The sequence below is a fragment of the Streptomyces sp. NPDC050704 genome (genome assembly GCF_040654355.1).
Taxonomy (GTDB): domain Bacteria; phylum Actinomycetota; class Actinomycetes; order Streptomycetales; family Streptomycetaceae; genus Streptomyces.
In genome coordinates, this window is the sequence record NZ_JBFAHW010000026.1 from 65,339 (window position 1) to 78,114 (window position 12,776).

A 12,776-nucleotide genomic window follows, 5' to 3' on the forward strand; every position below is an offset into this window, starting at 1 on the left:
CCTGGCGAATCGAACCGCTGATCGACCCGCGAATTCCAACACGCCGGTGCGCACGCCCATTTGGGGTAACCGCACCGGCGTTTTGCTTTCGTCGAGGCGCTCTTGACTTGACCATGAAGTGTCATGAGCCTGGCATCTGTTCGCTGCTGTGGCGGACGATTGCAAGGGGGGCTCATGAGACGAAGAGCGAGATCGATCCTCGCTGCCGGCGTGCTCCTGCTCGGCGGAGTGGCCATCGCGCCCGTGGCACAGGCGGAACCCGGTGCCACGCCCGACCCGGGCGCCGACGAGGTCAAGGTGTTCCGTGCCGACGTCACGAAGGAACAGGTACCCCTGCTCCTCGCGGCGGGCCAGGACGGGCACGAGCTGGGGGAGCAGGCACCGGAGAAGGGCACGGCCACGGTCGAGGTCTACCTCACCGGCAAACAGGCCGACCAGTTGGAGAAGAAGGGTGTCGACCTCACCGAGCACAAGCTCTCGACGAAGGCACGCGCGCGCGTGGCGGCCGCGGGGGACGGCGTCTACCGCCCGTACAGCGGCAAGGGCAACCTCAAGGAGGAGATCATCAGGACGGGGCAGCAGCACCCGTCCCTGACGAAGGTCGTCTCCATCGGCAAGACCCTCCAGGGGCAGGACATCCTGGCCCTCAAGCTCACCAAGGGCGCCAAGAAGACCAAGGACGGCGCCAAACCGTCCATGCTGTACCTGTCCAACCAGCACGCCCGTGAGTGGATCACGCCCGAGATGACCAGGCGCCTGATGCACCACTACCTGGACAGCTACGGCAAGGACCGGCGCATCACCAGGCTCGTGGACTCCACCGAGCTGTGGTTCGTCCTCTCCGCCAACCCCGACGGCTACGACTTCACGTTCGACGCCGACGGCGACCGCCAGTGGCGCAAGAACATGCGGGACGTCAACGGCGACGGTGCCGTGACGGTGGGCGACGGCGTCGACCTCAACCGCAACTTCGCCTACAAGTGGGGCTACGACGACGAGGGCTCGTCCCCGTACCCCACCAGCCAGACCTATCGCGGCGCGAGCCCCGGCTCCGAGCCCGAGACCAAGGCCCTGGACACCTTCCAGCGGCGCATCGACTTCGAGTACGGCATCAACTACCACTCCGCCGCCGAACTGATCCTCTACGGAGTCGGCTGGCAGGTGGCGACACCGTCCCCCGACGACGTGGCCTACAAGGCCCTGGCCGGTACGCCCGAGAACCCCGCGATCCCCGGCTACCGCCCGCAGGTCTCCTCCGAGCTGTACACGACGAACGGCGAGGCCGACGGCCACGCGTCCAACGTCAACGGCACGGCGATGTTCACCCCGGAGATGTCGACCTGCCAGACGGCCTCGAACGTCGATCCGAACGACGCCTGGAACGCGGCGGACTGCGAGTCGATCTTCACCTTCCCGGACGACGAGAAGCTGATCCAGCAGGAGTTCGCGAAGAACATCCCGTTCGCCCTCTCGGTCGCCGAGTCCGCCGCCCGGCCCGACCAGCCGAAATCCCCGGTCGGCGTCGACGCCCCCGACTTCAACCCGGCCGCCTTCACCACCTCGTACTCGCGCGGCGCCGACCAGGAGATCTCCGTGGTCGCCCGCAAGTCCGTACGCGACAAGGAGCTCAGGTACCGCGTCGACGGCGGCCGTACACAGGACCAGGCGCTCAAGCCCTGGAAGGGCGGCGAGACCTTCGGCGGCGAGGACAACCTCTTCTTCGACGAGTACCGCGCGCCCGTGCGGCACGGCGAACCGGGCGACGAGGTCGAGGTCTGGTTCACCGGCAAGACCCGAAGCGGAAAGCCCACCTCCAGTGAGCACTTCACGTACACGATCGCCGAACGGCCGCGCGCCGACACCCTGGTGATCGCCGAAGAGGGAGCCGCCGCGACACAGGCCCGGACGTACGTCGACGCCCTGAAGGCCAACGGCCGCAGGGCAGTCGTCTGGGACGTCGCCACGCAGGGCGTACCCGACGCGCTCGGCGTCCTCGGCCACTTCAGGACGGTCGTCCACTACACCGGCGCCGACCGCCCCGGCTCCGCCACCCAGCTCCAGCTGCGCGCCTTCCTCAACGAGGGCGGCAAGCTGATCGAGGCGGGCGAGCAGGCGGGCGGCACGGTGGCCCTGCCGCGTGCCACGACGAACGACTTCAGCCAGTACTACCTCGGCGCCTACTCCCGTACGACGACCCCGGGCACCACGGCCTTCAACGGCTCGGGCAAGCTCGCGGGCTTCGCGGGACCCCTCGGTGACGCACCCGGCAACCCGCTGAACGCGGCGGGGGCGTTCGGCGTCACCTCGGACACCCTGCCCGCCGACAAGTACCCGCAGTTCGCGAGCGCGGGAGCGGGCCAGTACCCCGGAACCGTCAACCCGTACGGCCCCTACGAAGGCACGGGCATGGCGGCCGTCACCCACTCCGACTACGCCTGGAACCGGCTCACCCGCACCATCGACCTCACCGGGGTGAGCGCGGCCGACGCGCCCGCCCTGCGCAGCCGGCTCCTCTGGGACACCGAGGGCGGCTACGACCACGCGGTGCTCGAAGCGCACACCGCAGGGGCCGACGACTGGACCACACTCCCGGAGAAGGGCGGCGCCACCGGCACCGCGGTGCCCGCCGAGTGCGAGGCCGGGTACCTCATCCAGGCGCACCCCGCCCTCAAGCGCTATCTGACCCAGGGCGCGGGCGGCTGCACGCCCACCGGCACGAGCGGCTCCTGGAACAGCTTCACCGGATCCTCCGACGGCTGGCAGCAGGTCGAGTTCGACCTCTCGGCCTACGCCGGAAAGACGGTGGAGGTGTCTCTCGGCTACATCAGCGACCCGGGCACGGGCGGACACGGAGTCCTCGCCGACAACGCCTCCGTGGTGATCGGCGGCACGGCCGGCGCGACCGAGGGCTTCGAGTCCTCGCTCGGCGCCTGGGGCGTCCCCGGGCCGCCCGCGGGCAGCCCCGCGGTCGTGAAGGACTGGGGTCTGTCCGGCGAACTCTTCAAGACGTACGGAGCGGTCACCACGCGCGACACCGTGCTGCTGGGCTTCGGTCTGGAGCACGTCACGGCGGCGGCCGACCGCAAGGCACTGCTCGGCAAGGCCCTGGCGGCCCTGCGCTGACACGGGCGACAGGGGCGTGCAGCCCGGGCGGTCCGTACCCTACTGTCGGGTACGGACCGCCCTGCCGTGTATGGGGCATCTCGATGTCACCACGGAGGCGTCAGGGAGGTAGGGTCGTAGGCGGTCGGGGACATCCCATACAACTCGCCGGCGTCCACAGCCGGCGCACCAACGAGGAGATCGGTTTCGTGACGATCCGCGTAGGCATCAACGGCTTTGGCCGCATCGGTCGTAACTACTTCCGCGCGCTGCTGGAGCAGGGTGCAGACATCGAGATCGTGGCTGTCAACGACCTGGGTGACACCGCGACCACCGCCCATCTTCTGAAGTACGACACCATTCTGGGCCGACTCAAGGCCGAGGTGTCGCACACCGCCGACACGATCACCGTCGACGGCAAGACGATCAAGGTTCTCTCCGAGCGCAACCCCGCCGACATCCCGTGGGGCGAGCTGGGCGTCGACATCGTCATCGAGTCGACCGGCATCTTCACCAAGAAGGCCGACGCCGAGAAGCACATCACCGGCGGCGCCAAGAAGGTCCTCATCTCGGCTCCGGCCAAGGAAGAGGACATCACGATCGTGATGGGCGTCAACCAGGACAAGTACGAGCCGGCGAACCACCACGTCATCTCGAACGCCTCCTGCACCACCAACTGCGTGGCGCCGATGGCCAAGGTTCTCGACGAGAACTTCGGCATCGTCAAGGGCCTGATGACCACGGTCCACGCGTACACGAACGACCAGCGGATCCTGGACTTCCCGCACTCGGACCTGCGCCGCGCCCGCGCCGCCGCCGAGAACATCATCCCGACCACCACCGGTGCCGCGAAGGCCACCGCCCTGGTCCTCCCGCAGCTCAAGGGCAAGCTCGACGGCATCGCGATGCGCGTCCCGGTCCCGACCGGCTCGGCCACCGACCTGGTCGTGACGCTGCAGCGCGAGGTCACCAAGGACGAGGTCAACGCCGCGTTCAAGAAGGCCGCCGACGACGGCGACCTCAAGGGCTACCTGACCTACACCGAGGACCCGATCGTCTCCTCGGACATCGTCGGCGACCCGGCCTCCTGCACCTTCGACTCCTCCCTGACCATGGTCCAGGAGGGCAACTCGGTGAAGATCCTCGGCTGGTACGACAACGAGTGGGGCTACTCCAACCGCCTCGTCGACCTCACGGTCTTCGTCGGCGAGCAGCTCTGAGTCCCAGAGCAGGCACCTCGATGTGAGCACAGGGCTCGGGCAGCGCACAGCCGCTGCACGAGCCCTGTGCTCACGTTTGGCTGGACCGGGCGATCAGCCAGCCAGGACAACAGAGCTCTCCTAGGAGTCCCCTTATGAAGACGATCGACGAACTTCTCGCCGAAGGCGTGGACGGCAAGCGGGTCTTCGTCCGTGCCGACCTGAACGTGCCGCTGGCCGAGGGCCGCATCACCGACGACGGCCGCATCCGCGCCGTCCTGCCGACCGTCAAGGCCCTCGCGGAAGCGGGCGCCAAGGTGGTCGTCGCCTCGCACCTGGGCCGCCCCAAGGGCGCCCCGGACCCCGCGTTCTCGCTGCTGGCCGCCGCCGAGCGGCTCGGTGAACTCCTCGGCGCGCCCGTCGCGTTCGCCCAGGACACCGTCGGCCCCGCCGCCCACGACGCCGTGAACGGCCTGCAGCCCGGCCAGGTCGCGGTCATCGAGAACCTGCGCTTCAACGCCGGTGAGACGTCCAAGGACGACACCGAACGCGGCGAGTTCGCGGACCAGCTCTCGGCTTTGGCCGATGTCTACGTAGGCGACGGTTTCGGTGCCGTGCACCGCAAGCACGCCTCGGTCTTCGACCTCCCGGCGCGGCTGCCGCACTACGCGGGCCACCTCATCGCCACCGAGGTCGGCGTCCTGAAGAAGCTCACCGCGGAGGTCCGGCGTCCCTACGTGGTCGCGCTCGGCGGTTCCAAGGTCTCCGACAAGCTCGCCGTCATCGACCAGCTCCTCGGCAAGGCCGACCGGCTGCTCATCGGCGGCGGCATGATGTTCACCTTCCTCAAGGCCAAGGGGTACGAGGTCGGCGCCTCCCTCCTCCAGGAGGACCAGCTCCCGGCCGTCCAGGAGTACATCGAGCGCGCCGAGAAGAACGGCGTCGAGCTGGTCCTGCCGGTCGACGTGCTGGTCGCCGCAGAGTTCCCGGACCTGAAGACGAAGGCCCCGGCCAACCCCACCACCGTCGCCGTGGACGCCGTCCCGGCCGACCGGATGGGCCTCGACATCGGCCCCGAGACCCGCAAGCTGTACGCATCCAAGCTCGCCGACGCGGCCACCGTCTTCTGGAACGGTCCGATGGGCGTCTTCGAGCACCCCGACTACGCCGAGGGCACCAAGACGGTCGCCCAGGCTCTCCTCGACTCCCCGGCCTTCACGGTCGTCGGCGGTGGCGACTCCGCCGCGGCCGTCCGCATCCTGGGCTTCGACGAGACGGCATTCGGCCACATCTCGACCGGCGGCGGCGCCTCCCTCGAATACCTCGAGGGCAAGACGCTCCCCGGCCTTGCCGCACTGGAGGACTGACCCCGCATGACGACTCGTACGCCCCTGATGGCGGGCAACTGGAAGATGAACCTCAACCACCTTGAGGCCATCGCACACGTCCAGAAGCTCGCCTTCGCCCTGGCCGACAAGGACTACGAGGCCTGCGAGGTCGCCGTCCTGCCGCCCTTCACCGACCTGCGGTCCGTGCAGACCCTGATCGACGGTGACAAGCTCAAGATCAAGTACGGCGCCCAGGACCTCTCGGCACACGACTCCGGTGCCTACACCGGCGAGATCTCCGGACTGATGCTGGCCAAGTTCAAGTGCACGTACGTGGCGGTCGGCCACTCCGAGCGCCGGCAGTACCACAACGAGACCGACGACGTCGTCAACGCCAAGGTCAAGGCCGCGTTCAAGCACGGCCTCACCCCGATCCTGTGCGTCGGCGAGGAGCTGGCGGTCCGTGAGGAGGGCGGCCACGTCGCCCACACGCTCGCGCAGGTCGACGGCGCCCTCAAGGACGTACCGGCCGAGCAGGCAGAGTCCATCGTGATCGCGTACGAGCCGGTCTGGGCGATCGGGACCGGCAAGGTCTGCGGCTCCGACGACGCCCAGGAGGTCTGCGGGGCGATCCGCGGCCGCCTCGCCGAGCTGTACTCCCAGGAACTGGCCGACCAGGTCCGTATCCAGTACGGCGGTTCGGTCAAGGCCGGGAACGTCGCGGAGATCATGGCGAAGCCCGACATCGACGGCGCTCTCGTCGGCGGTGCCTCCCTCGACGCCGAGGAGTTCGTCAAGATCGTCCGGTTCCGCGACCAGTGAGGACCCGGTTCCGCCACCAGTGAGTATGCGGTAGCGGCGTTACGTCGTACCCTTGCGGGGGCCGGGCGGCTTCGTACCTGAAGCACCGGCCCCCGTCGTCCGTCTAAGTCCGAGGAAGTTGGTCCAGCCGTGGTTATGGGGTTCTCGATCGCCCTGATCGTCTTCAGCCTGTTGCTGATGCTGCTGGTGCTGATGCACAAGGGGAAGGGCGGCGGCCTCTCCGACATGTTCGGTGGCGGCATGCAGTCGTCCGTCGGAGGCTCCTCGGTCGCCGAGCGCAACCTCGACCGCATCACCGTGGTGGTCGGTCTGCTGTGGTTCGCGAGCATTGTCGTGCTGGGCATCCTGATGAAGGTCAACAACTGACCACCGGCCGCCACCCGCACCACAGCACAACCGCACATTACGCAAGCACTTTCCGCACGTAAGGCCCCATGTCCGGTACGCGCCCGCAGGCGCGGCCTATCATGGGGCTTGCGTCTGTGGGCGGGGTGTAACTCCAATCACTGGACGCGCGTTGGGCCGTACGTAGACTGAGGCGCTCGCAGCGAAGCGTCACGCCGACTCGCTTCGCGGCACCATCACGCAGGGAGTTACGACCGTGGCAAGTGGCAACGCGATCCGAGGAAGCCGGGTCGGGGCGGGGCCGATGGGCGAGGCCGAGCGCGGCGAGTCCGCGCCGCGGCTGCGCATCTCCTTCTGGTGCTCCAACGAGCACGAGACGCAGCCCAGCTTCGCCAGTGACGCGCAGGTCCCCGACACCTGGGACTGCCCGCGCTGCGGCTTTCCCGCCGGACAGGACCGGGACAACCCGCCGGACCCGCCGCGCACCGAACCGTACAAAACGCACCTCGCGTACGTACGGGAGCGGCGCAGTGACGCGGACGGCGAGGCGATCCTCGCCGAGGCGCTCGCCAAACTGCGGGGCGAAATCTAGGAGTTGAGATCCGGCCGGACACCGAGAAGTGTCCGGCCGGACTTGTTTTGGCGAGCCGGGCCGGACGTATTTCCCGTACGCCTCTTTCTTGTCCGGCTCGGACGCAATGCTCCGTACGCTCCGGACGCACACCACAAGGCCGATTGTCAGTGGTGGCTGTTCCGACCGCGCTGCTTTCGCACGTCCTGATCAATTAGGTTGGGACCGGTAGTGGGGCAGGCAGGTAGCAGCGCAGGCAGGAAAGAGGCGGAAGCCCGAGATGAACGCAGACAGCCGTATCAGGCTCAACCAGACGCCCGAGTGGACCGCTCTGGCCAAGCACCGGGAGGAACTCGGCGAGGCGGGGTTGCGCGAGCTGTTCGCCGGGGACCTCGGACGCGGCGCCGGATACACGCTTCAGGTCGGCGAGCTGCACGTCGACTACTCCAAGCACCTGGTCACCGACGAGACGCTGCGGCTGCTGCGCGAGCTGGCCGCCGCCACGGACGTGTTCGGGCTGCGGGACGCCATGTTCCGGGGCGAGCGGATCAACACCACCGAGGACCGCGCGGTCCTGCACACCGCGCTGCGCGCCCCGCGCGACGCCGTAATCGAGGTCGGCGGCGAGAACGTCGTGCCGGCCGTGCATGCCGTGCTCGACAAGATGGCCGGCTTCGCCGAGCGGGTTCGCTCCGGCGCGTGGGCAGGGCACACCGGCAAGCGCATCAGGAACGTGGTCAACGTCGGCATCGGCGGTTCCGACCTCGGCCCGGCGATGGCGTACGAGGTGCTGCGGTCCTTCACCGACCGCGAGCTGACGGTCCGCTTCGTGTCGAACGTGGACGGGGCCGACCTGCACGAGGCCGTCCGGGACCTGGACCCCGCCGAGACACTGTTCATCATCGCCTCGAAGACCTTCACCACCATCGAGACGATCACCAACGCGACCTCGGCCCGCGACTGGCTGCTGACCGGGCTGAAGGCCGGCCCGGAGGCCGTCGCCAAGCACTTCGTGGCGCTGTCGACGAACGCCGGGAAGGTCGCGGACTTCGGGATCGACACGGCCAACATGTTCGAGTTCTGGGACTGGGTCGGCGGGCGCTACTCGTACGACTCGGCGATCGGCCTGTCGCTGATGATCGCGATCGGCCCGGACCGCTTCCGGGAGATGCTGGACGGGTTCCATCTCGTCGACGAGCACTTCAGGACCGCACCCGCCGAGTCCAACGTGCCGCTGCTCCTTGGCCTGCTGGGCGTCTGGTACGGCAACTTCCATGACGCGCAGGCGCACGCGGTGCTGCCGTACTCGCACTACCTGAGCAAGTTCACCGCGTACCTGCAGCAGTTGGACATGGAGTCCAACGGCAAGTACGTCGGCCGCGACGGCGTTCCCGTGGAGTGGGAGACCGGGCCTGTCGTGTGGGGCACGCCGGGCACCAACGGGCAGCACGCGTACTACCAGCTCATCCACCAGGGCACGAAGCTGATCCCGGCGGACTTCATCGGTTTCGCCGAGCCGGTCGCCGAGCTCAGCGACGGGCTCAAGGCGCAGCACGATCTGCTGATGGCCAACTTCTTCGCGCAGACGCAGGCGCTGGCCTTCGGCAAGACGCCGGACGAGGTGCGGGCGGAGGGCGTGCCCGAGGAACTGGTGCCGCACAAGACGTTCAAGGGCAACCACCCGACGACCACGATCCTCGCGCGCGAGCTCACCCCGTCGGTGCTCGGTCAGCTCGTCGCCCTCTACGAGCACAAGGTGTTCGTGCAGGGCGCGATCTGGAACATCGACTCCTTCGACCAGTGGGGCGTCGAGCTCGGCAAGGTGCTCGCCAAGCGCGTCGAGCCCGCGCTGACCGAGGGTGCGGAGGTGCCGGGCCTCGACGAGTCGACGAAGGCGCTGGTGACCAAGTACCGGGAGCTGCGCGGCCGCCGGTAGCCGTACGGCTCCTTGACGGAAATGCCGGGTCCCGCAGTTTCGCGGGACCCGGCATCAACTGCCTTCGGAGCAGGGCTCGTTACGGCGAAGCCGGTGGATACAGGGAGCGCGGCAGCTGGGAGGCCGCCGCCGCGTCCAGCAGCCACAGGGTGCGCGACCGGCCGTGCGCACCGGCGGCCGGGGCCTGGATCTCGCCCGCGCCCGACAGGGCGATGGCCGCGGCCTGTGCCTTGTCCTCGCCCGCCGCGAGCAGCCACACCTCACGGGCCGCCCGGATCGCGGGCAGGGTCAGGGTGACCCTGGTCGGCGGCGGCTTCGGCGCGCCGTGCACACCCACCACCGTCCGCTCCGTCTCGCGGACCGCCGGCAGCTCCGGGAAGAGCGACGCCACGTGGGTGTCGGGGCCGACGCCCAGCATCAGCACGTCGAAGGACGGGACCGGGCCATGGTTCTCCGGACCGGCCGCCTCGGCGAGTTCGGCCGCGTAGGCCGCCGCCGCCGCGTCAGCGTCCTTGCCGTACGGGCCGTCCGACGCGGGCATGGCGTGCACGCGCTTCGGGTCCAGCGGCACCGAGTCGAGGAGCGCCTCGCGGGCCTGGGTGACATTGCGCTCCGGGTCGCCCTCGGGCAGGAACCGCTCGTCGCCCCACCACAGGTCGAGGTGGGCCCAGTCGACGGCGTCCCGGGCGGGCGCGGCCGCGAGCGCGGCGAGCAGGCCGTTGCCGTTGCGGCCACCGGTCAGGACGACCGAGGCGTAACCGCGCGAGGCCTGCGCGTCCACGATCTTCGTGATCAGCCGGGCCGCGGCGGCCTGCGCCATCAGCTCCTTGTCGTGGTGGACGACCAGCTGGGGAGTGCTCACTGGGGGTCTGCCTTCTTGACCGGGGGCATCTGCGCCGGAGTGGGCCGGCCGGTGTCGCCGTCGCCCGACGCGGCGGAGCCCGTCGGGGCGTCCGGCACCGTCCGGACCGGAAGGGGTGCCATGACCCGAGGGGGCGTCTCGGCCCGCTGTGACGCGGACTGCGACCCGCCAAGACGGTCCACGCCGAACCGCAGGGCGGACGCGTACGTGTCGTCCGGATCGAGCCTGCGCAGCTCCTCCGCGAGCAGCTCGGACGTCTCGCGGCGTTTGAGCGCCACCGCGCGGTCCGGCTGGCCCGGCAGGGCCAGCGTGGCCATCGCGCCGTCCGACCGGTGCAGCGTGATGGGGCCGCCGGTCGTCTCCATCCGTACCTGGGTCAGGCCGGGACCGGCGGAGATCGCGCGCCGGACGTGCACATGGAGCCGGTCGGCGAGCCACATGGCGAGCAGCTCGACGCTCGGGTTGAACTCCTCGCCCGCCACTTCGGCGGAGATGACCTCGCAGCTGATCTGGTCGAGGGCGGCGGCCAGCATCGAGCGCCACGGGGTGATCCGCGCCCAGGCCAGGTCGGTGTCGCCCGGCTCGTAGCTCTCGACGCGGGCCCGCAGTTCGTCGACGGGCTTCTCCGCCGCGAAGCTGTCGGTGACACGCCGCTGGCCCAGCGCGCCCAGCGGGTCGTTGGCCGGGTCGCGCGGAGCGTCCACCGACCACCAGACCACCACCGGCGCGTCCGGCAGCAGCAGCGGCAGGACGACCGACTGGGCGTGGTTGACGACCTCGCCGTAGAGCCGCAGGATGACCGTCTCGCCGGTGCCCGCGTCCACACCCACCCGTACCTCGGCGTCGAGGCGCGACTGCGTGCGGTCGCGGGGTGAGCGGGAGACGCGCTTGACGACCACGAGGGTGCGCGAAGGGTGCTCGCGGGACGCCTCGTTGGCCGCCTTCAGCGCGTCGTAGGCGTTCTCCTCGTCGGTGACGATGACGAGGGTGAGGACCATGCCGACGGCGGGTGTGCCGATGGCCCGGCGGCCCTGCACGAGCGCCTTGTTGATCTTGCTGGCCGTGGTGTCCGTGAGGTCTATCTTCATGGGCGACGCCAGCTCCGTCCGTCTCGCTTGAGCATTTCGTCCGCCTCGACGGGCCCCCACGTTCCGGACGGGTACTGCGCGGGCTTGCCGTGCCTGTCCCAGTACTCCTCGATCGGGTCGAGGATCTCCCAGGACAGCTCGACCTCCTCGGTGCGCGGGAAGAGGTTCGAGTCGCCGAGCAGCACGTCGAGGATCAGCCGCTCGTACGCCTCGGGGCTGGACTCGGTGAACGACTCGCCGTACGCGAAGTCCATCGAGACGTCCCGGATCTCCATGGAGGTGCCGGGCACCTTGGAGCCGAAGCGGACCGTGATGCCCTCGTCGGGCTGGACGCGGATGACGATCGCGTTCTGGCCCAGCTCCTCCGTCGCCGTGTGGTCGAAGGGGGAGTGCGGGGCGCGCTGGAAGACCACGGCGATCTCGGTGACGCGGCGGCCCAGGCGCTTGCCCGTACGGAGATAGAAGGGGACGCCCGCCCAGCGGCGGTTGTCCACCTCCAGCTTGATAGCCGCGTACGTGTCGGTCTTCGACTTGGGGTCGATGCCGTCTTCCTGGAGGTAGCCGACGGCCCGCTCGCCGCCCTGCCAGCCTTCCGCGTACTGCCCGCGGACCGTGCTGCTGCCCAGGTCCTTCGGCAGCTTCACCGCGCCGAGCACCTTGGTCTTCTCGGCGGCGAGCGCGTCCGCGTCGAAGGAGGCGGGCTCCTCCATGGCCGTGAGGGCCATCAGCTGGAGCAGGTGGTTCTGGATGACGTCGCGGGCGGCGCCGATGCCGTCGTAGTAGCCGGCGCGGCCGCCGATGCCGATGTCCTCGGCCATCGTGATCTGCACGTGGTCCACGAACGACCGGTTCCAGATCGGCTCGAACATCTGGTTGGCGAAGCGCAGCGCCAGGATGTTCTGGACCGTCTCCTTGCCCAGGTAGTGGTCGATACGGAAGACCTGGTCCGGGTTGAAGACCTCCTCGACCGTCGCGTTGAGCTCCTCGGCCGACTTGAGGTCGTGGCCGAACGGCTTCTCGATGACCGCGCGCCGCCAGGAACCGCTCGACTGGTCGGCCAGGCCGTGCTTCTTCAGCTGCTGGATGACCACCGGGAAGGCGGACGGCGGTACGGAGAGGTAGAAGGCGAAGTTGCCGCCCGTGCCCTGTGCCTTGTCCAGCTCGCCGATCGTCTCGCGCAGCCGCTCGAACGCGTCGTCGTCGTCGAAGGTGCCCTGGACGAAGCGCATCCCCTGGATGAGCTGCTGCCAGACCTCCTCGCGGAAGGGCGTACGGGCGTGCTCCTTGACGGCGTCGTGGACCTCCTGGGCGAAGTCCTCGTTCGCCCACTCGCGGCGGGCGAAGCCCACGAGCGAGAAGCCCGGTGGCAGCAGACCGCGGTTGGCGAGGTCGTAAACAGCAGGCATCAGCTTTTTACGGGACAAATCGCCCGTGACCCCGAAGATGACGAGGCCCGACGGCCCCGCGATACGCGGGAGCCGTCGGTCCGCCGGGTCACGCAGCGGATTGCTGCTTGACAAGAT

10 protein-coding genes are annotated in these 12,776 nt (G+C 69.2%); 7 read left to right on the plus strand and 3 right to left on the minus strand.

All coding sequences use genetic code 11. From position 1 onward, the window contains the following. Positions 1-174: 174 nt before the first annotated feature. The 7 genes from AB0I18_RS17790 (at position 175) to pgi (ending at position 9,303) form a co-directional block, all read left to right on the plus strand. Positions 175-3,123: a M14 family zinc carboxypeptidase gene (locus AB0I18_RS17790; RefSeq protein WP_363106421.1), complete on the plus strand. Its 2,949-nt coding sequence runs from the start codon at positions 175-177 to the stop codon at positions 3,121-3,123. Positions 3,124-3,311: 188 nt separating this feature from the next. Then, on the plus strand, positions 3,312-4,322 hold the full coding sequence (gene gap, locus AB0I18_RS17795; protein ID WP_363106422.1) for a type I glyceraldehyde-3-phosphate dehydrogenase: 1,011 nt from the start codon (positions 3,312-3,314) through the stop codon (positions 4,320-4,322). A gap of 134 nt (positions 4,323-4,456) precedes the next feature. Beyond that, complete coding sequence (locus tag AB0I18_RS17800; RefSeq protein WP_363106423.1) at positions 4,457-5,668, plus strand: phosphoglycerate kinase; 1,212 nt, start codon at positions 4,457-4,459, stop codon at positions 5,666-5,668. A 6-nt stretch (positions 5,669-5,674) separates the two neighbouring features. Next, complete coding sequence (gene tpiA, locus AB0I18_RS17805) at positions 5,675-6,451, plus strand: triose-phosphate isomerase (RefSeq protein ID WP_363106424.1); 777 nt, start codon at positions 5,675-5,677, stop codon at positions 6,449-6,451. Positions 6,452-6,586: 135 nt separating this feature from the next. After that, positions 6,587-6,817 (plus strand): preprotein translocase subunit SecG, encoded by a 231-nt coding sequence (gene secG / locus AB0I18_RS17810; RefSeq protein ID WP_030358806.1) that lies wholly within the window; start codon positions 6,587-6,589, stop codon positions 6,815-6,817. A 235-nt stretch (positions 6,818-7,052) separates the two neighbouring features. Then, complete coding sequence (locus AB0I18_RS17815; RefSeq protein ID WP_189108633.1) at positions 7,053-7,388, plus strand: RNA polymerase-binding protein RbpA; 336 nt, start codon at positions 7,053-7,055, stop codon at positions 7,386-7,388. A gap of 259 nt (positions 7,389-7,647) precedes the next feature. Further along, on the plus strand, positions 7,648-9,303 hold the full coding sequence (gene pgi / locus AB0I18_RS17820; RefSeq protein WP_363106425.1) for a glucose-6-phosphate isomerase: 1,656 nt from the start codon (positions 7,648-7,650) through the stop codon (positions 9,301-9,303). A 79-nt stretch (positions 9,304-9,382) separates the two neighbouring features. Here pgi and pgl read toward each other — a convergent pair whose 3' ends face one another. From pgl to zwf, 3 genes are read right to left on the minus strand one after another with little or no spacing between them, the layout of a single operon-like run. Then, entirely contained in the window at positions 9,383-10,165 is a 783-nt protein-coding gene (pgl, locus tag AB0I18_RS17825; RefSeq protein ID WP_363106426.1) for a 6-phosphogluconolactonase, read from the minus strand. Further along, positions 10,162-11,253: a glucose-6-phosphate dehydrogenase assembly protein OpcA gene (opcA, locus tag AB0I18_RS17830; protein WP_363106427.1), complete on the minus strand. Its 1,092-nt coding sequence runs from the start codon at positions 11,251-11,253 to the stop codon at positions 10,162-10,164. Before opcA ends, pgl begins: the two co-directional genes overlap by 4 nt. Continuing rightward, positions 11,250-12,776 carry a glucose-6-phosphate dehydrogenase gene (gene zwf, locus AB0I18_RS17835; protein ID WP_363106467.1) on the minus strand — a complete coding sequence of 509 codons (1,527 nt, stop codon included), beginning with the start codon at positions 12,774-12,776 and terminating at the stop codon, positions 11,250-11,252. The genes opcA and zwf overlap by 4 nt, the downstream gene beginning before the upstream one ends.